General features: G+C 72.6%; 14 protein-coding genes, 1 tRNA gene, 1 pseudogene and 1 CRISPR repeat array. Of the genes and pseudogenes, 10 read left to right on the top strand and 6 right to left on the bottom strand.

Annotation, left to right across the window (positions count from 1 at the left end; all coding sequences use genetic code 11):
• Position 1: 1 nt before the first annotated feature.
• From AB0G74_RS25610 to AB0G74_RS25600, 3 genes and pseudogenes are all read right to left on the bottom strand, one after another.
• Positions 2–688 (bottom strand): annotated as a pseudogene (locus AB0G74_RS25610) (hypothetical protein); the annotation flags it as partial.
• Positions 689–848: 160 nt separating this feature from the next.
• Positions 849–1,469 carry a TetR/AcrR family transcriptional regulator gene (locus AB0G74_RS25605; RefSeq protein WP_361150436.1) on the bottom strand — a complete coding sequence of 207 codons (621 nt, stop codon included), beginning with the start codon at positions 1,467–1,469 and terminating at the stop codon, positions 849–851.
• 140 nt (positions 1,470–1,609) lie between these two features.
• Positions 1,610–2,800 (bottom strand): Glu/Leu/Phe/Val dehydrogenase dimerization domain-containing protein, encoded by a 1,191-nt coding sequence (locus AB0G74_RS25600; protein WP_361150433.1) that lies wholly within the window; start codon positions 2,798–2,800, stop codon positions 1,610–1,612.
• 359 nt (positions 2,801–3,159) lie between these two features.
• Between AB0G74_RS25600 and AB0G74_RS25595 the strand changes: the two genes are divergently transcribed.
• The 8 genes from AB0G74_RS25595 (at position 3,160) to AB0G74_RS25560 (ending at position 9,782) form a co-directional block, all read left to right on the top strand.
• The gene (locus AB0G74_RS25595; RefSeq protein ID WP_361150430.1) at positions 3,160–4,422 is read left to right on the top strand and encodes an MBL fold metallo-hydrolase; all 1,263 of its coding nucleotides are present in this window, start codon (positions 3,160–3,162) and stop codon (positions 4,420–4,422) included.
• Between the two features lie 673 nt (positions 4,423–5,095).
• Positions 5,096–7,006, top strand: coding sequence for an ATP-binding protein (locus AB0G74_RS25590; protein WP_361150428.1), 1,911 nt, complete (start codon positions 5,096–5,098; stop codon positions 7,004–7,006).
• A 7-nt stretch (positions 7,007–7,013) separates the two neighbouring features.
• A complete protein-coding gene (locus tag AB0G74_RS25585) occupies positions 7,014–7,457 on the top strand; it encodes a roadblock/LC7 domain-containing protein (RefSeq protein WP_358829163.1) in 444 nt (147 codons plus the stop codon).
• Between the two features lie 2 nt (positions 7,458–7,459).
• On the top strand, positions 7,460–7,831 hold the full coding sequence (locus tag AB0G74_RS25580) for a DUF742 domain-containing protein (RefSeq protein ID WP_361150426.1): 372 nt from the start codon (positions 7,460–7,462) through the stop codon (positions 7,829–7,831).
• Positions 7,809–8,558: an ATP/GTP-binding protein gene (locus AB0G74_RS25575; protein WP_361150424.1), complete on the top strand. Its 750-nt coding sequence runs from the start codon at positions 7,809–7,811 to the stop codon at positions 8,556–8,558. The genes AB0G74_RS25580 and AB0G74_RS25575 overlap by 23 nt, the downstream gene beginning before the upstream one ends.
• Complete coding sequence (locus AB0G74_RS25570; RefSeq protein ID WP_361150422.1) at positions 8,555–9,166, top strand: GAF domain-containing protein; 612 nt, start codon at positions 8,555–8,557, stop codon at positions 9,164–9,166. Before AB0G74_RS25575 ends, AB0G74_RS25570 begins: the two co-directional genes overlap by 4 nt.
• A gap of 62 nt (positions 9,167–9,228) precedes the next feature.
• Positions 9,229–9,597, top strand: a complete 369-nt coding sequence (locus AB0G74_RS25565) for an MmcQ/YjbR family DNA-binding protein (protein WP_361150421.1) — start codon at positions 9,229–9,231, stop codon at positions 9,595–9,597.
• A gap of 111 nt (positions 9,598–9,708) precedes the next feature.
• A tRNA-Pro gene (locus tag AB0G74_RS25560) sits at positions 9,709–9,782 on the top strand.
• A gap of 88 nt (positions 9,783–9,870) precedes the next feature.
• On the opposite strand, the gene AB0G74_RS25555 is transcribed toward AB0G74_RS25560, so the two are convergent.
• The 3 genes from AB0G74_RS25555 to AB0G74_RS25545 form a co-directional block, all read right to left on the bottom strand.
• Positions 9,871–11,094 (bottom strand): tyrosine-type recombinase/integrase, encoded by a 1,224-nt coding sequence (locus tag AB0G74_RS25555; RefSeq protein WP_361150418.1) that lies wholly within the window; start codon positions 11,092–11,094, stop codon positions 9,871–9,873.
• Positions 11,094–11,351, bottom strand: coding sequence for a helix-turn-helix domain-containing protein (locus AB0G74_RS25550; protein WP_361150415.1), 258 nt, complete (start codon positions 11,349–11,351; stop codon positions 11,094–11,096). Before AB0G74_RS25550 ends, AB0G74_RS25555 begins: the two co-directional genes overlap by 1 nt.
• 229 nt (positions 11,352–11,580) lie before the next feature.
• Complete coding sequence (locus tag AB0G74_RS25545) at positions 11,581–12,534, bottom strand: IS481 family transposase (RefSeq protein ID WP_361150413.1); 954 nt, start codon at positions 12,532–12,534, stop codon at positions 11,581–11,583.
• Positions 12,535–13,215: 681 nt separating this feature from the next.
• Here AB0G74_RS25545 and AB0G74_RS25540 point away from each other — a divergent pair.
• Both AB0G74_RS25540 and AB0G74_RS25535 read left to right on the top strand, forming a co-directional pair.
• Entirely contained in the window at positions 13,216–13,575 is a 360-nt protein-coding gene (locus tag AB0G74_RS25540) for a hypothetical protein (RefSeq protein WP_361150411.1), read from the top strand.
• Between the two features lie 123 nt (positions 13,576–13,698).
• On the top strand, positions 13,699–14,715 hold the full coding sequence (locus AB0G74_RS25535; RefSeq protein ID WP_361150409.1) for a helix-turn-helix domain-containing protein: 1,017 nt from the start codon (positions 13,699–13,701) through the stop codon (positions 14,713–14,715).
• A gap of 296 nt (positions 14,716–15,011) precedes the next feature.
• Positions 15,012–18,092: direct repeats of the CRISPR family, unit length 29 nt; unit sequence CGGAACACCCCCACGCGGTGGGGAGGGAC.
• Positions 18,093–18,159: the final 67 nt, after the last annotated feature.

Below are 18,159 nucleotides of genomic sequence, written 5' to 3'. Positions count from 1 at the left end.
GGCGCTCCAATGAGGTGAGCAGGGCGGGGTCGCGGATCGGGGCGGGCGGGACGCGTCGGCAGCGGCGGGCCGACGGCGTACCGGGCGGTGGCGGGATCAGCAGGGCCGCCGCGATCGCGGCGGGCAGGGCGAAGACACCGATGAAGACAGCAGTGAGGGCGACGGCGCCCAGCCGGACGAGGGCGTCGGCGACCGAGCGGGCCAGGGCGTGTTCGGGGCTGACGCCCCGTTCGCACCAGAGCCTGAGCCGGTCGAAGGACCATGCGGTGGCCCGGCCGAGCAGGGGCCGCCAGAGCAGCCGGTCGACCACCCGCCCGAACCGGCCCCGGGGCGGCCGGTAGTCGTAGCCGGTGAGGAAGCGGATGCCGTCCGGCGTGGGGACGTAACGCCAGTACCCGCTGCCCTCCCGGATCGGCGAGAGCGGATGCGGGGAGGCGAACCGGAGCGCCGAGACCCGTCCTCCGTCGGGGCGGGTCCGTTCGCCGGCGCTGACGCCGGTACCGCTGATGGTGAGGAAGGGCAGGACGCGGGTGGCGTACCGGAAGCGCCGGGGCGCGTCCGGCGGTCCGGGCAGCGGGTCGATCCGGGTGAACCGTACGTCCCAGCGCCGATGTTCGTCCGGTTCCTGGGTCCGGTCCCAGAGTGTCTCCATATCGGTCCGGATCAGTGTCTCGACATAGAGACCCATGGCCGTTCTCCCCTCGTCAAGGAGTCGTTTGAGCGAGTGCTCAAAAGGACCGTAGCGGGGTTTGAGCGATCGCTCAAGCGGGTGGGACGACGGCATGTCAGGCACATGACAAGCAAGAACAGTGCCCGCGGGACATGAACAGGGGGAGCCGGAGAGGCGGTCAGTGGAGGGCTTCGGTCAGCGCCGCGCGCTCAAGACCGAGTTCACGGGCGAGCGCCTCGTCCGTCCACTCCAGCATCGCCGCCCGGGAGAGCGAGCCCGCGTACGAGGTCATCTGGACGGCGAGTCCGTCCAGAAAGGCCGTCAGCCGCCAGGCCGCGGCGGCCGGGTCGGGGCACGGGAACTCGCCCGCGGCCGCCCCTTCGGCGATGACCTCCGTGAGCGCGGCCTTCCACTGCTGGTCGAGATCGCGGGCGACCTCGCGCAGGGCGGGCTCCCGCAGCGACACCGCCCAGCCCTCGATCCAGAGCCGCCAGCCCTTGGCGGGCCCGGTGGGCGCGTACCAGCGGACCGCGGTCCGCAGCCGCCGTACCGCCGACGTCCGGCGGCCCAGCAGCTTGCGCAGATGGGCGAGATCGGCGTCGGCGGCGTGGGTGAACGCCGCCGCGACGAGCTTCTCCTTGGTGGAGAAGTGGTACAGGACCAGGGCGTTGCTCACCCCGAGGGCGGCGGCGACATCGGCGATCCGCACCTCCGCGGCGCCCCGTCGCTGAATCTGCTCGACCGCGGCGTTGAGGAGGTCCTCACGCCGCTGCGCCACGCTCAACCGGACTCTTGCCACGGGCTCAGCCTACACAGCGGATCTTGCCCCGGCCGGGGTACGGGTCGCCCTCCGGCCATTCGCGGAAGCCTCGGCTCCGGGGGCGACTCCCGCCGTCACGACGGGGCCGGGGCGACCCGTACCCCGGCCGGTCCCGGATGTCAGCAGGTGCCGCCGAAGCGCTCCGCGATCAGTGGCAGGCGCTCCGCGACGATCGCGTGGGCCGCCGCGCGCGGCGTCGTGCCGTCGGCCTCGGCCCGGGCGAGTATCGCGCCCACCAGCTCCCGCATCGAGCCGCGCAGGCGGGTGAACGCCTGGTCCGCGTCCGCGCCGATGTCGCCGAAGAGGGTCCACCACCACCAGGCGTTCGTCCCGGAGTTGACCACCACGTCCGGCAGAACGGTCACCCCGCGCCGGGTGAGCAGCGCCTCCGCCTCCGGCAGAACCGGCATATTGGCGGCCTCGACGACCCAGCGGGCCCCGATCCGGGCCGCGTCGTCCGGATCGATCGCGTACGACACCGCCGCCGGTACGAGGACCTCGGCCGGAACCGACAGCCAGGCGTCGCCCGGCAGTTCGGTGTCGTCCGGGCGGAGCGCCGACCGGTCGATCGTGCCGTGTCCGTCCCGGGCCGCCAGCAGGGTCTCCACGTCGAGGCCGCGCGGATTGGCGACGGTGCCCTTCACATCGGCGACCGCGACGATCCGCAGCCCCGCGCGGGCCAGGAAGCGGGCCGTCGCGCCGCCCATCGTGCCCAGGCCCTGGATCGATACCCGGGTCCCCGCGTGGCCGGTGCCCGCCCGGTCGAGGGCCGTCAGTACGGCCTCGGCGACTCCGCAGCCGCCCGCCAGTTCGTCGAGACCGATGCCGTCGACCTCCACGGCGAAGGCCGCCGCGAGCCGCCGCCTGGCCTCCGCCTCGTCGTCGAGGAGCGGATAGACGGACTGGATCGTGGAGACCAGGCCCGCCTCACGGGCGGCCCGGTCGACGGTGTCCTGGGTCAGCCCCAGATCCTCCCCGGTGGCCCACATCGTCGCCACGTAGGGCCGGACGGCCCGCAGAAAGCGGACCAGGATCCCGTACGCCGCCGGATCCCGGGGATCGCAGTCCACGCCGCCCTTCGCGCCGCCCAGCGGAATGTACCGGCCCGCGGGGGCGTCGGGGTCGTAGTGGAGGGCCTCTTTCATGGTCATCCCCCGGGCCAGCCCCGCCACCTCCCGCAAGGTGCAGCCCTGCCGCATCCGCAGTCCGCCGCTGGCCACGCCGCGGACGAGCCGGTCGACGACGAGATGCCCCTGCCGCCCCGTCACCGGGTCGGTCCAGGTCAGCGACAGGAAGGGGTTTTCGGTCATGGTGAGGGCTCCAGTGACGGCGGGACGCCGGGTGGCCGCACAACCACCCGACTGAATCGCCGTTCAGTATCGGAAGCCAGGTCGACGCGTGTCAATGCGATCGCGGCTCCACCGTGAGAGGGCGACGGGACGGGGGTGGCGGGTGGTGCGCCCGGCCCGGCGCGGGGCCCCGGCGGCCCCGGCCGCACGTGCCCGGCAGCCCGCCCGCCACCGGGCCCGGGCCGCTCCCGCCCCGGTTCCCCGGAACCCCGGGGAAAATCACGACCCCCCGCCTCACCAGCGGATTCGCCGGGCCCGGCGCCGTAAGGGCCGCCCGTGCGGCGGATTCCCACCCCCCGCTGTCGTCCCCTCGGCACATAATGAAGAGGATCCCGAGACCAGGAGGTGCCGTGTCCGGAGCCGGCTCACCCCGTACGCTGCGAACCCGGCTGCGCGCGCTGCGCACCGAAGCGTTCGGCGCGGACCCCGCCGGAGCACGGCTTGAGCGGATCCATCGCTCGCCCCACTTCGAGAACGGGTCCTTCCGCAACCCCGTGGGAGCGAGAACCCGGCCGTCCGGCGCCTCCATGAGGGAAATGGCCAAGATCTACTTCGACAAGGAGTCGCGGGCCCGCCGGGCCCCCGCCGGGCCGATCCCGCTCCATCCCGCGACCGCCGCCGACCTGGCCCGCCCGCCCGCGACCGGGCTCCGGCTGACCTGGATGGGACACTCCAGCGTCCTCGCCGAGATCGACGGCCGCCGGATCCTCTTCGACCCCGTCTGGGGCGACCGCTGCTCCCCCTTCGCCTTCGTCGGACCCCGGCGGCTGCACCCGGTGCCGCTGCCGCTCGCCGCGCTCGGCCCGGTGGACGCCGTCGTGATCTCCCACGATCACTACGACCATCTGGATCTGCCCACGATCAAGGCGCTGGCTTCGACCGATACCGTCTTCGCGGTACCTCTCGGGGTCGGTGCCCATCTGGAGCGCTGGGGCGTCCCGGCCGCCCGGCTGCGGGAGCTGGACTGGCACGAGTCGACCGAGATCGCCGGAGTCCGGCTGACCGCCACACCCGCCCGGCACTTCTGCGGTCGCGGTCTGCGCAATCAGCAGCACACCCTCTGGGCGTCCTGGGTGGTCGCCGGACCGGAGCACCGGATCTATCACAGCGGGGACACGGGCTACTTCGACGGCTTCCGCGATATCGGTACCGAACACGGCCCCTTCGACGCCACCATGATTCAAATCGGGGCATATTCGGAGCATTGGCCTGATATCCATATGACTCCCGACGAGGGTATGCGCGCCCATCTCGACCTCCAGCGGGGCGAACCCGCCGGTGTGATGCTCCCGATCCACTGGGCCACCTTCAATCTCGCCCCGCACCCCTGGTCGGAACCCGGTGAGGGGACCGTGAGCGTCGCCGCCCGCGAGGGCGCTCGGCTCGCCCTGCCGGTGCCCGGCCGCCCCTTCGAGCCGACCGGTGCCGATGTGCCGGACGAGCCCTGGTGGCGACCCGTCGCCCGGCTCTCCGCCGAGGCCCGTTCCGCCGCCGAGGCCGGGCTGCCCGATCCGGTGCGAAGCCCGGCCCCCGGAGGCCGTACGCCGGGCGCGGACAGCCCCGAGGTCGCCCCCACCGCCTGAGCCGCGACGCCGCCCCGGCCCCGGTTCCCCGCCCGGCTGCCCGGCCCCGCCGCCGGGCCCTCGGCCGCCGGGCGTTTCCGTCCCGCCGTACGGTCGCCCGGGTGCGGCCTCCGCCTCGTCCGAGTGAGTCACGCTCCGTGACGAACGCCGGGCCCGAGCGCCGGGCCGTCAGGGATGACCCCGGATGGTGGCCGTACGGCCCGAGCCCCCGGCGGCGGCCCCGGGCGTACGCGCCCCCACCGCCCGCACCCCGCGTCCCGGCGGCGGTGTCTCCCGTCGCCGAGGGGCATCGCACCGGCCCCGCGATGCCGGGCTTCCGCGTACCCGGATGGGCGCGCGACCCCCGGCACCCCCACGGGCCGCCCCGCGCGCCCATGCCCTCGGCATGTGCCCCGCGCGCCGGGCGCCGCCCCCCTCACGTCCCCGCGCCCGGAATCGGGCTGGGGTGCGAGCCCTCATCCAGGAGCGGGACGAAAGCCGGGCAAGTTCGGCAACTGCCCGTCGCGCCCGCCTTCATGGCGACTACCGTGTGTGGCCGGTGATCAACACCGTGTGCCGACCGACCCGGGGTGCCCCACCCCGCCGAACGGCCGCACCCGGGACCGGACCACCGCACACAGCTCCCAGAACGCGGTACGCCGGGCCCTGGGGAACCACGCACCGAGGACCACCGATGTCTCAACTACGCGCACCCGCCTCCCGGCCCGACCGCCCCACCGACGGCGGGCGGCCCGGCGGGCCGGACGACCGGCCGGTACCACCGGCCGGCGGACGGCGTCCGGCGCGCGGGAAGCGGCCCCGCCCCGGCGTCCGGCTCCGCCCCCGGCTGCTGCGCACCGCGGTCCTCCCCACCCTCACCGCCGCGCTGAGCGGCGCCACCGCCGTCGCCTTCACCGTCCAGACCACCGGCCCCCACCGCTCCACCGTCCTGTGGGCCGTCCTCGCCGCCTCCGCCGTCCTGGCCATGGCCTCCGTCGCCACCGCGGCCATCTGCGCCGACCGGCTGGCCGGAACGGTCCTGTCCCGTACCGCCCGGCTGCGCCGGGCCGTCGAACGGGAGCGGGCCGAGCTGGCGGCCGTGGTCGAGGCCATCCGGCGGGGCGAGGGACCGGCCCCAGCCCGCGCCCCGGCGGACGCCGACCCGCCCGACGGGGACGAGCTGGATCTGCTCGCCCGCGAACTCGGCCGGTTCCGCGAGCACGCCGTCGCCGCCGTCGTCCAGGCGTCCCGGCTCTCCACCAGCGTCGGCAACGAACAGAAGGTCGAGGTCTTCGTCAATCTCGCCCGGCGGCTCCAGTCCCTCGTCCACCGCGAGATCCAGCTCCTCGACGAGCTGGAGAACGAGGTCGAGGACCCCGAACTCCTCAAGGGCCTCTTCCACGTCGACCACCTCGCCACCCGCATCCGGCGCCACGCCGAGAACCTGGCCGTCCTCGGCGGCGCGGTCTCCCGCCGCCAGTGGTCCAACCCCGTCACCATGACCGAGGTCCTGCGGTCCGCGATCGCCGAGGTCGAGCAGTACCCCCGGGTCAAACTGGTCCCCCCGGTCGACGGCACCCTCCGGGGCCACGCCGTCGCCGACGTGATCCATCTGCTGGCCGAACTCGTGGAGAACGCGACCCTCTTCTCCGCCCCCCACACCCAGGTACTGCTCCGCGCCCAGTACGTCACCGCGGGGCTCGCCGTCGAGGTCGAGGACCGCGGGCTCGGTATGCCCGCCGACGAACAGGCCGCGATGAACGCCCTGCTCGCCGACCCCGACCAGGTCAATGTGGCCCATCTCCTCCAGGACGGCCGGATCGGCCTCTTCGTCGTGTCCGCCCTGGCCCGCCGCCACGGCATCGCCGTACGCCTGCGGAGCAATATCTACGGAGGCGTCCAGGCCGTGCTCGTGCTGCCCCGGGGCCTGCTCGGCACCGACCCCGAGGGACTGGGGGTGACCGGCGCCCTGGACCCCGCCGCCTCCGGCCGCACCCGCCGCGCCCGTACGGCTCCGGACACCCCGGCCCCCGGGGTCGTACGCCCCGGGGCCGTACGGGGGCCGGGAACCGAGCCCGCGCCCGGAGCCGTACCGCCCGCGACCGTTCCGGCGCCCGCCCGGACCGCCGGACCGGGATACCGGCGGCCCGCCCGCCCCGGCCCCCAGCCCCCCGGACCCCTGCCGGTCCGCTCCGACGACCCCGGGCGGCCCAATCCGGCCACCGCCGCCCTGCCGAGGACGACACCCCGCCCCCGGCTGCCCGAGCCGGACCCGGAGCCGTACCGCACCCCCGGGTCGTACGAACCCCGGCCCGCGCCCCGCCACGCCGCACCGGCCGACCCCGACCGGCCGCTGCTGCCCCGCCGCCGCGTCCAGGAACACCTGGTACCCCAGCTGCGGACGCCCCCGACCCCCCGGGAACCCGGCGAGAACACCGTCCACGACCCCGGACTGATGGCCGCCTTCCGGCGCGGCATCACCCTCGCCGAGTCGGCCGAGACCCAGCAGCGCCCCGCCGCGCCGCCCGACGACCACCCCAGCACCTCGCACGCCCCCGGCGCGACCGCCGAACCGCGGCGCCACGACACCACGACCAAGGAGTAGATGCACCATGGCGAGCGATGCGGCGAACGGCCCCGTCCCGGATCTCGACTGGCTGCTCAGCGGCCTCGTCCAGCGCGTGCCGTACACCCGGAACGCGGTCCTGCTCTCCTCCGACGGGCTGGTGCGGTCCGTCCACGGCCTCGACCCGGACGCCGCCGACCACATGGCGGCACTCGCCTCCGGCCTCTACTCCCTCGGCCGCAGCGCCGGGGCGCGGTTCGGCGACGGGGGAGAGGTCCGCCAGGTGGTGGTGGAGCTGGACTCCACCTTGCTGTTCGTCTCCACCGCCGGATCCGGGACCTGTATCGCCGTACTCGCGGGCCGGGAGGCGGACGCCGCCGTCCTCGGCTACGAGATGGCGATGCTGGTCAAGAGCGTACGGCCCTATCTCGTCACCCCGGCCCGGCAGCGCACCGGGATCGCCGGGGCCGTCGGTACACCGGGGCGCTGACCGTGCCGCTGCCCCTCGAAGGCCCGCTGCTGGACGATGCCGCGGGCCGGCTGATCCGTCCGTACACCGTCAGCGGCGGACGGACCCGCCCGACGGCCGCCCTGGATCTGCTCACCCTGGTCATGGCCACCGGGGCCGCTCCCGGCGACCGGGCGGGACCCGAACACACCCACGCCCTCGCGCTCTGCCGGGGCCCGCTGTCGGTCGCCGAGCTCTCCGCCCATCTGCGGCTGCCCGTGGCCGTCACCAAGGTCGTCGTCTCCGACCTGGTGGAAGCCGGCGCGGTCACCGTCCGGGCGCCCAGCCACTACGACAACCCCACCGACCGTTCCCTGCTGGAGGCAGTGCTCGATGGCCTACGACGACGGCTGTGAACCGGACGGACGACCACCGGAGACGGCCGTCCCGCCGGTCCTGACCGACCCCGCGACGCCGTACCCCGTGCCGTACCCCCCGGCCCCCGGCCCGGACGCGCCCGCCGCCCGGAGCGGGACGGCCCGCGACACCGGGCCCGGCGACCCCTTCCCCACCGCGCTCAAGATCCTTGTCGCGGGCGGCTTCGGCGTCGGCAAGACCACCTTCGTCGGCGCGGTCAGCGAGATCGACCCACTGAGCACCGAGGAACTGCTCAGCCAGGCCGGAGTGGCCACCGACCGCCTCGACGGGGTCGAGTCCAAGACCACCACCACCGTCGCCATGGACTTCGGCCGGATCACCCTCGACGCCCACCACGTCCTCTACCTCTTCGGCACCCCCGGCCAGGAACGGTTCTGGTTCATGTGGGACGAGCTGTGCGAGGGCGCGCTCGGCGCGGTCGTCCTCGCCGACACCCGGCGGCTGGAGGACTCCTTCTCCGCGGTCGACTTCTTCGAGGCCCGGGGCATCGGGTTCGCCGTCGCCGTGAACGAGTTCGACGGGGCGTTCCGGTACGACCCCGACGAGGTGCGGACCGCCATGGACCTCAAACCCGACGTACCGGTCGTACGGTGCGACGCCCGGATCGCCAGCTCGGGGATCGGAGCCCTGGTCACCCTGGTCCAGTACCTGCTGACCACGGCCGCCGTCCCGGCCCCCCGGCCGAGCCGCGGAGTGCCGTCGTGAGCTACCAGCCGACCAGCACCCTGCTGCTGACCCCGCTGGACCGGGAGGCCCCCGAGCGCTCCCGGCGGCTGCGGGCCCTCGGCTTCGGGGACCGCCCCGACACCGGCTTCGACGCCTTCGCCGACCGGCTGGCCGATGTCTTCGCGGTGCCGTACTCCATCGTCAACTTCATCGACGAGAACCGGCAGTACTTCGCCGGGCTCCACACCCCCGCGGGCACCCACACCGGCCGCCATCTGACGGCCACGGCCGCCGCTGCGGCCGGGTCACCGGGCCCGGCGGCCCGCGTGGTCGCCCGCGACCACGGCTACTGCCCCCATGTGGTGGTCCGCCGCAAGGCGCTCGTCCTGGAGGACGTCTGCGACTACCCCCGGTTCGCGGGGAACCCCGTCGTCGACGAGATCGGGGTCCGCTCCTACCTGGGCGCGCCGCTGATCGACCGCACCGGCACGGCCCTCGGCACGATCTGCGTCTTCGACACCGAGCCGCGACCATGGGGCCGGGCGGGCCTCGAACACATCAAGGCGCTCGCGGGAGAGCTGGTGGACGACATCCACCGCCGGGAGGACGGCCTGCTCCGACCCCGGTACGGCGGTAGTGCGCCGTGATTCCCCGGTCGCACCGGGTGATATTCCGGGCGGCCGGGCGCGGGCCGTCGTACCGTCGTGCCATGGCCACCGCCGACGACGTCCGCCGGGTCGCGCTCTCCCTCCCCGGCGCCGTGGAGAAGCTCGCCTGGGGCATGCCGACCTTCCGTATCGACGGCGGCGGCCGGATCTTCGCGGCCCTCGGCGAGGACGATCAGTCGATGGGGGTGAAATGCCCCAAAGAGGACCGGGCGGAGCTGATCGCGGCCGAACCCGCGAAGTTCTTCCTCCGCCCCGGCCACGACGACAACTACGCCTGGCTACGGGTCCGGCTCGCCGCCCTGGAGGACGAGGCGGAGCTGTACGCGATCCTGCTCGACTCCTGGCGCCAGGCGGCCCCGCGCAAACTCCTCACGGCCCACCCCGACCTTGCCGCCCCGCCACCCCCCTGACCCCTTCGCCCCCGCCCGCCGCACCACGAAAGCGGTTCGTGACCACGGCCCCGAGTGCGGTATGGTTCTCATGTCCACCAGGCCGGGGGAAACCCCAGGTCAGACGGACAACGGGACGTGGCGCAGCTTGGTAGCGCACTTGACTGGGGGTCAAGGGGTCGCAGGTTCAAATCCTGTCGTCCCGACTTGTGTTTTCGCAGGTCGTAGGCGGTATCGGAGTATTTCGGTACCGCCTTTCGGTGTTTCTTGGGGACCATTTGGGGACCACACGGTCTAGCGGCGTCTTGCGGGGACGGGTTGGAGGGTGAGGCTGAGGGGTGCGTGGACGGGGTTGAGGTGGGCGGTGAGGGCTGTTCCGGCGCCGGTGATCTGGGACATGTCGGGGTGGAGGTAGCGCTGGGTGGTGAGGAGGGAGCCGTGTCCGGCGATTTTGCGGAGGACGTGGGCGGGGACGCCGGCGTCGGCGAACCAGGTGAGTCCGGTGTGGCGCAGGTCGTGGCGTCGCAGGTGTTCGAGGCCGAGTGAGGTGACGACTTCGTCCCAGTGGGTGGCGTCGCGCAGCACGGCGGTGGAGATCCGCCCGCCGCGAGGCCCGGTGAAGAGCCGTGCGTTTGGGTCGGGACCGGCGGCGAGGATACGTTCGGCGACGAGGGGCCGGATGTCTTCCACGATGGGGACGTGTCGGGCGCGCTTGCCTTTGGTGTTTTTGTCGATGAGCCCGCCGGGTGCGGGGGTGGTCTGGCGGCGGACGGTCCAGATCCAGTTGGTGGTGTCGATGTCGCAGACGCGGACGCCGGAGACCTCGCCGATGCGGGCGGCGGTCGCGGCGGCGAAGACGACGACCTCTCCCCACCCCTGGTAGTTGCCGTGGGAACGTTCCACGAGTGCGTGGGCGAGGCGGAGCAGGGTGGGCCAGTCGCGCAGGGCGAGGGCGCGGGGGTTGTCGAGTTCGTCCTCGGCCTGCTTGTACTCGCGTTGCCAGCCGGTGACCCGGGCCGGGTTGACGGTGATGAGCCCGTCCCGGACCGCCTGCTCCATCACACGGACGAGGACGGCGAGGCTGTTCTTCACCGTCGAGCGGCTCTGCTGGTCGGCGATCCAGCCGTGCACGGTGCGGTCGACTGCCCCGTTGGTAATCAGGCGTACGGGTATGTGTCCCAGGGACGGGATGACCCGTCGGCGCCAGCCGGCGAGGTAGGGGTCGTGGGTTTTGAGTTCCAGGCCGCGCAGGGCCAGGTCCATGTTGGCTGTGCCGTAGTCGGTGAGCGAAGTCGTCGCCGTATCGGGTGTGATGCCGATGGCGGCGGCTTCGGTGATGCCTCTGATCCAGCGGTCCGCCTCGTCTTGGTTGTCCTTGCCGACGGACAGGGAACGGCGGCGTCCCGTTTCGGGGTCGGACCAGCGGACCCGTGCTCGGTAGGGGCTGCGGCGGTCGGGCCGGTGCTCGACATCGGTGGACAGCCGCACTCCGAGGGGGATGCTCTCGGTGTTGGCCATCAGGTCCCCGTGCCGGTGGTGACGCGGCGCTGCCGCAGCCACCGTTCGACATCCGCGGCGCTGTAGAGGGTGACCCGGCCGGTCAGAGGGACATGGGGCGGCCCTTGGCGGGGACGGGCGGTGCGCCAGCGGCGCAGGGTGGACGGATCGACGCGGAGCAGGGCTGCGAGTTCTTCGGTGGTGTACCAGCCGGCGGTGAGCAGCGGATCACCATCGGGGCATGAGTCGGGAGCGGGCGGGGTGGAACGGCGGGGCATGAATTCCTTGCGGGAAGGGGGTGGCTGGATGCGCCGGACAGGGCGCTTTCTTTCTCGCAAGTGTTCGAGGAATCCCCGATTTCGGTAAAAGGGGAAGCCGTGCTATAAGGCTCCGCTGCCCGCGAAGATGGTTGATTCACCGTCTTGTTGTGCACCGTCGACGTGACTTAACTCCGGTCACGTAATGCCGTCATTGCTCCACGTGGTGCGTCATGGGGAAGGGGTTGGCCTAGGTGTATTGCCCTGTGAGGTTGGGGACGCGGCTGGTGGGTGGTTTGCCTGCGAGCGCGGTGTGTCCGCGGTGGTGATTGTAGGTGTGGAGCCACTGCGGGAACGCTGCCCGGCGTTCTGCTTCTGACTGGTAGGGGCGGGCGTAGGCCCACTCGTCCAGGAGGGTGCGGTTGAGGCGTTCGACTTTGCCGTTGGTCTGCGGGCGGTAGGGCCGGGTTCGCTTGTGGGTGATCCCGGCCGCCGTGAGCAGGTCGCGCCAGGCGTGGGACTTGTAGCAGGAGCCGTTGTCGGTCAGGACACGCTCGACGGTGATCCCGACGCCGGCGTAGTAGGCCTGTGCCCTGGCCCAGAAGGCGGTGGCGGTTTCCTTCCTCTCATCGGCGTGGATCTCGCTGTAGGCCAGGCGGGAGTGGTCGTCGACGGCGGTGTGGATGTACTGGTAGCCGACGCCGGACTTGGTTTTCCGGCTCGCCTGGCGGCCCAGTGCCTTGTGGCCGCCGCCGCCGGGGATGTTCCCGAGCTTCTTGATGTCCACGTGCACGAGCTCGCCGGGCCGGTCGCGTTCGTAGCGGCGTATGACGGTCCCGGTGGCCCGGTCCAGATGCGTGAGCCGGGCCAGGCCGAACCGGGCCAGGACGCGATGGACGGTCGAGGGCACCAGACCCAGCAGATGCGCGATGCGGGCAGGTCCCCACCGCCGCGCGAGGCGAACCTTGATGATCCGACGCTCGGTCCGTGTCGGTGTCCGTCCGGGACTGTGGTGCGGGCGGGAGGAGCGGTCGTTCATCCCGGCCTCGCCCAGGGCCCGGTAGCGGGCCGCCCACCGCTGAGCCGTGGTCGGTGAGACCTGGAAGCGTTCGGCGGCCCGCCGCAGCGGCCAGCCGTCCTCGACCACGCACCGGGCCAGCCGCAGCCGTCCGGTCTCGGTCAGGGGTGCATTACGGTGGGGCATGAGGGCCTTCTGTCGTTCGGTGGAGATGTCGCAATCCACACCGAACCCGGAAGGCCCTCACCCGTTCAAGACCCCACAGCCGAGACCTCGCTCACCCGTCCACAACCTCCCGGGGCAATACACCTAGGCCGCGCTGTGGGTTAACCGTGAGTGAAGGGTCTATGCGGGGCGCCGCAATGGGGCGGACCGTGGGCAGTGGCGCCCTCCTGCCGTCGGGGATACGGAATGAAGCGGAGTCGGATTGCCCTGATCAGATGTCGCGGAAGAGACCAGCCAGCTTTGTGATCTGCCGCGATGTGTGGTCAGGGGGCGCTGACCTGCGGGAATGTTCTTTCGATTGTTTCGCGCTCTTGTCTGTTGATGCAGCCGAAAGTCCCAGAAAAGTCCCAGGTGACTCCCAGCGCCAATGGATGATCTTTCCGCCTTGTATTGGGCTGTGCAGACACGTGCACACTGGTCTTGCGACGGTTACGCGGGACGGAGGTCGGCGCCGGGTGACCGCAGGCAGAAGGCCGAACCGGGAACAGGGGTGCCCGGTCTGCCCGGTCCGGTCCGGCTCGTACGGTCAAGGGTGTGGCGCGGATCGTCAATCGTCGTGCCCGGGGCTTCGGCCATGATCGGTTCTGCCCGGGGCCGAGTCCGCCGACCGGTCCGGGGCGGGACGGAAGGGGAACCATGGGTATGAACACCAGGGCGGGCGCCGTCGCCGGGCTTTCGGGCGCCGTCTTCGGCATGCTGCTGGCCGTACCGGGACCGGCCGTTGCCGCGGGGAAGCATGTCGGGGTGCGGTTCGACTGCGAGGTCCGTACGGTCTCGGACGACTACGGCATCACGGAGTACAAGGGCTGCAAGGAGGGCTCCAAGCACCGGGTATCCATCCGGACCAAGGACACCCGGCTGGACGGCTGGCCCTCGATCGCCACGGTCAGCAGGGACGGGCACAACATCGTCACCGCCCGCGCCGACGGCAAGGGGAAGTGGTCCCCCTGGATGACCACGGGCTGGACCACCAACAAGGGTCCGTACTACGTCAGCCCGTGACCGGCTGACGCTCTCTTCGGGGCCGGGCGTGCGACGCGCCCGGCCCCGGCCGCGCCGGGCGGCGCGCCCGGGGCTCGTACCGGATGGCAGACTCGGCCCGACGTACGAGCAGGGGGAGGGCCGTTGCTGACCCAAGCGGTGATCCGGACCGACGACGTGCCGCCGCGCGACCGGTTCGCCTTCTGGCAGGAGTGCATGACACGCACCATGGCGCCCATGGAGATGAGCGCGCCGCGGCCGGGCGAGTTCCGGGCCCGCAAACGGCTGCTGTACCTGGACGACATCACTCTGTGGCCGACCGATCCCGGCTCTTCGCGCTACCGCCGCACACCCCGGCTGATCCGGCGGTCCGACCCCGGGCTGCTGCATATGACGCTGGTCCTGCCGGGCAGTGGCACGATCCGGGTCGACCACGCGGGGCACCGCAGTGTCAACGAGCCGTACGACCTCTACTTCCTCGACACCTCCCGCCCCTACGACGTCTGTTCGGACGACGAGCGGCGGCTGGTGGGGGTGGGGGTGGAGATCCCCAGGTCCCGGCTCGGCGCCGTCGGTGACGGCGCGCTGACGGGTGTCCTCGGGCGGCGGATCTCCGGCCGCCGGGGCTTCGGCGGGCTGCTGACCCGGTTCCTCACCCAGCTCTCCGAGGAGAGTGACACCTACCGGTCCTCGGACGCGCCGCGGCTCAACGGCGTTCTGCTCGATCTGGTCACCGGCCCGATCTCCCATGAACTCGACTCCCAGGCCGCCCTGCCGCCACAGACCCGGGACCGCCATCTCGTCCTGGCCGTCCGCTCCTTCGTCGGCCGGCACTTCCGCGACCCCGGTCTCACGGCCCGCACCGTCGCGGCGGCCCACCACGTCTCCCCCCGGCAGCTGCACCGCCTGTTCCAGCCGGAGGGCGTCACCGTCGCCGGACTCATCCACCACCAGCGGCTGGAGCAGGCACGACGCTTCCTCGCCGACCCGGCCCTCGCCGCCGCCCCGGTCCACACCATCGCCACCCGCTCCGGCTTCACGGCACCGGCCCATTTCAGCCGGTCCTTCCGCACAGCCTACGGAACCTCCCCCACCGACTACCGCCGCTCCGCCCTCCGCCACACCACCGCCCTACCGGGGCCCGGCCCGGACGCTGGCTGAGGCCACCGCAGGGCCGGCTTCTCGCGCACCAGGTGGTGTCGGGCGCGGGGGTGGGGGTGCGGCGCAGAAGTCGTTCGACCGGTCGGTGGGGAATGCGCGGGTGCTGGAGGTGGTGTCGGACTGAGCACGGGCCCGGTGGGGTCCGGGATCATCGGGCCGCGCGGCTGGCCTGATGGTGTGGAGTCCGGCTCGGTTGGTCGGTGAGGGGCAGTGGGCCCGAGGCGCCGCCGCCTGCCGGCTGCGGCGGGGGCGTACGGGGAGGGACTCGGCACGCAGACGGGCAGAGGCGGCTCCGGACGGAACACCCCACGCGGTGGGGAGGGACGTCAACGGGCTGCGCGGTGGTCATCCGGTGTCCGGAACATCCCCACGCGGTGGGGAGGGACGGCGGCCTCGGCGGTGGCGTAGCGGGCCTTCTGCGGAACGCCCCCACGCGGTGGGGAGGGACGACCACGCCGTCTGCGTAGAGATGGGCGCCTACGGAACACCCCCATGCGGTGGGGAGGGACTCCCTCGATGCCGCAGATCCGGTGCAGACGGTCGGAACACCCCCACGCGGTGGGGAGGGACCCTCGCTGGAGGCGGGCGGGGAGAAGGAGAGGCGGGACACCCCCACGCGGTGGGGAGGGACGCCCTCGTACTCCGTGGCCGTGATCGGCTGCCCGGAACACCCCCACGCGGTGGGGAGGGACGGGTTGGCCATGGAGCTGAGGCGCCGGAGCGGCGGAACACCCCCACGCGGTGGGGAGGGACGGCTGGTTCACTTTCGCGTCGGGCGCCACCGACGGAACACCCCCACGCGGTGGGGAGGGACACCACCACCTACGGCTCGGGCGGCTTCTTCGCCGGAACACCCCCACGCGGTGGGGAGGGACCCTCGACAAGGGCTGACGCGACGGTCTGGAGGCGGAACACCCCCACGCGGTGGGGAGGGACCAGCCCGTCGTCGCCCCACTTGATGCTCGCGGCGGAACACCCCCACGCGGTGGGGAGGGACAGGACGAAGGAGTCGCGGGCGCGGCCCTTTTTCGGAACACCCCCATGCGGTGGGGAGGGACCGACTCCCTAGGCATTTAACGTATACGCCAAGCGGAACACCCCCACGCGGTGGGGAGGGACGCGTCAAGCCGGGCCTCATGGTCGGCCAGGGCCGGAACACCCCCACGCGGTGGGGAGGGACCACCCTCGGAGAGTGACATGGGAGCGTCCGACCGGAACACCCCCACGCGGTGGGGAGGGACGCGAGGACGGCGGCGCCGATCCCGATGGCCGTCGGAACACCCCCACGCGGTGGGGAGGGACCGGGCGTAGTCGGCCTGCGCCTCGATCGCCTGCGGAACACCCCCACGCGGTGGGGAGGGACGTAGGCATCAGTGCTGGTCAGTGGGCCAAATACGGAACACCCCCACGCGGTGGGGATGGACTACAGTCCGGCGATCAGCTTGGAACAGGTCGACGGAACACCCCCATGCGGTGGGGAGGGACGCAGCCCGCGACCTGGAGTTCGACCTGTGCATCGGAACACCCCCACGCGGTGGGGAGGGACCCCGGCCGGTCCCGGTCGACCGCGGTCACCAGCGGAACACCCCCACGCGGTGGGGAGGGACGTACGTACCGTGCTCGGGGATCACCGCTCCTCCGGAACACCCCCACGCGGTGGGGAGGGACGGCCGGTCGATCGGCTGCGGGGGCTTGGACTGCGGAACACCCCCACGCGGTGGGGAGGGACGCCCAGGGGCCAGCTCCGCCGGGCACCGGGTCGGAACACCCCCACGCGGTGGGGAGGGACAACCGATGCACCGATCTGAGTAAGGGTCAAAACGGAACACCCCCACGCGGTGGGGAGGGACCCGCCACCCATCCGCGGCCCAGGAGCGATTCGCGGGAACACCCCCACGCGGTGGGGAGGGGCAAGCGCGTCGGCCTCAGCCTGCTGGACGCCTACGGAACACCCCCACGCGGTGGGGAGGGACGTTGAGGGAGGCTCGACCCCGAGTTCCACTGACGGAACACCCCCACGCGGTGGGGAGGGACACCAGCCGTCAACACCCGTTCGACACCCGCGTCGGAACACCCCCACGCGGTGGGGAGGGACGGACCCGAAGCCATGACCACCGAGACCACCACGGGAACACCCCCACGCGGTGGGGAGGGACGCCCCGACCCGCCGCCCGACCCGCCGCCCCAGCGGAACACCCCCATGCGGTGGGGAGGGACGCCGCCGACGCCGCCGACCAGGTACACGCCACCGGAACACCCCCACGCGGTGGGGAGGGACGCACTGGGCGCCTTATTGGCGCGCTCCTCGTGCGGAACACCCCCACGCGGTGGGGAGGGACCTCTACGACAACCGGAACCCGCGGTCGCCGTACGGAACACCCCCACGCGGTGGGGAGGGACTTGGGCTTTACCTGCGAGAGATCCCGGCCCGCCGGAACACCCCCACGCGGTGGGGAGGGACTGGGCCCTCAACTTCCGCGTGACCTGGCGCATCGGAACACCCCCACGCGGTGGGGAGGGACGAGGAGGCGCCCTTGACCCGGAAGCACGCCCGCGGAACACCCCCACGCGGTGGGGAGGGACCGGGCGATACGACGGATCTTGCGCTCCAGTTGCGGAACACCCCCACGCGGTGGGGAGGGACACCATGGTCGTGTAGCTGGCTACTGCACTCGACGGAACACCCCCACGCGGTGGGGAGGGACCTGGCGCCGGTCGGTGACGTATCCGATCCCGCCGGAACACCCCCACGCGGTGGGGAGGGACAGCCCGGACGAGGTTTTCAACCAGATGTCCGACGGAACACCCCCACGCGGTGGGGAGGGACGGCGACGAGTTCGTGACCGTCCTCGACCTCCACGGAACACCCCCACGCGGTGGGGAGGGACTATACGCGTGCGGCCCGGTCGAGACCCGGGAGCGGAACACCCCCACGCGGTGGGGAGGGACGTCACCCCCGGGAGTCCGGACACTGACCCCGACGGAACACCCCCACGCGGTGGGGAGGGACGGTGCCGGGATCTCCGGGACAGTCGGAGTCGGCGGAACACCCCCACGCGGTGGGGAGGGACAAGCACGACGCGGGACTCCGGCGGGACGGTGGCGGAACACCCCCACGCGGTGGGGAGGGACCTTCGTCATCGGCGGGTCGGTGGTCATCGCAGCGGAACACCCCCACGCGGTGGGGAGGGACGGGGTTCGAGGGGTCCGGCGGCCGGGGCCCGGCGGAACACCCCCACGCGGTGGGGAGGGACTGCGTGCAGTGCGCCACGGAGGGATTCAGACCCCGGAACACCCCCACGCGGTGGGGAGGGACGGACCGGATCCACCACGCCCTCCCGCACCCGGCGGAACACCCCCACGCGGTGGGGAGGGACTCTTTCTGACCTGCGCTTTAGGGGCGGGTTTGCCGTTCCTTTGCCGAAGTCATGGTTCCTCCTGGTG

The sequence above is a fragment of the Streptomyces sp. NPDC020875 genome (assembly GCF_040641415.1).
Classification (GTDB): domain Bacteria; phylum Actinomycetota; class Actinomycetes; order Streptomycetales; family Streptomycetaceae; genus Streptomyces.
The sequence above is the reverse complement of the archived record's forward strand: the minus strand, read 5'-3'. Positions and strand labels throughout refer to the sequence as shown.

Bases quoted from the DNA above. Each gene is read 5' to 3' on its own strand.
- AB0G74_RS25600 (WP_361150433.1), bottom strand. From the start codon at position 2,800: ATGACCGAAAACCCCTTCCTGTCGCTGACCTGGACCGACCCGGTGACG.
- AB0G74_RS25595 (WP_361150430.1), top strand. From the start codon at position 3,160: ATGAAGAGGATCCCGAGACCAGGAGGTGCCGTGTCCGGAGCCGGCTCA.
- AB0G74_RS25590 (WP_361150428.1), top strand. From the start codon at position 5,096: ATGTCTCAACTACGCGCACCCGCCTCCCGGCCCGACCGCCCCACCGAC.
- AB0G74_RS25585 (WP_358829163.1), top strand. From the start codon at position 7,014: ATGGCGAGCGATGCGGCGAACGGCCCCGTCCCGGATCTCGACTGGCTG.
- AB0G74_RS25575 (WP_361150424.1), top strand. From the start codon at position 7,809: ATGGCCTACGACGACGGCTGTGAACCGGACGGACGACCACCGGAGACG.
- AB0G74_RS25565 (WP_361150421.1), top strand. From the start codon at position 9,229: ATGGCCACCGCCGACGACGTCCGCCGGGTCGCGCTCTCCCTCCCCGGC.
- AB0G74_RS25555 (WP_361150418.1), bottom strand. From the start codon at position 11,094: ATGGCCAACACCGAGAGCATCCCCCTCGGAGTGCGGCTGTCCACCGAT.
- AB0G74_RS25550 (WP_361150415.1), bottom strand. From the start codon at position 11,351: ATGCCCCGCCGTTCCACCCCGCCCGCTCCCGACTCATGCCCCGATGGT.
- AB0G74_RS25545 (WP_361150413.1), bottom strand. From the start codon at position 12,534: ATGCCCCACCGTAATGCACCCCTGACCGAGACCGGACGGCTGCGGCTG.
- AB0G74_RS25540 (WP_361150411.1), top strand. From the start codon at position 13,216: ATGAACACCAGGGCGGGCGCCGTCGCCGGGCTTTCGGGCGCCGTCTTC.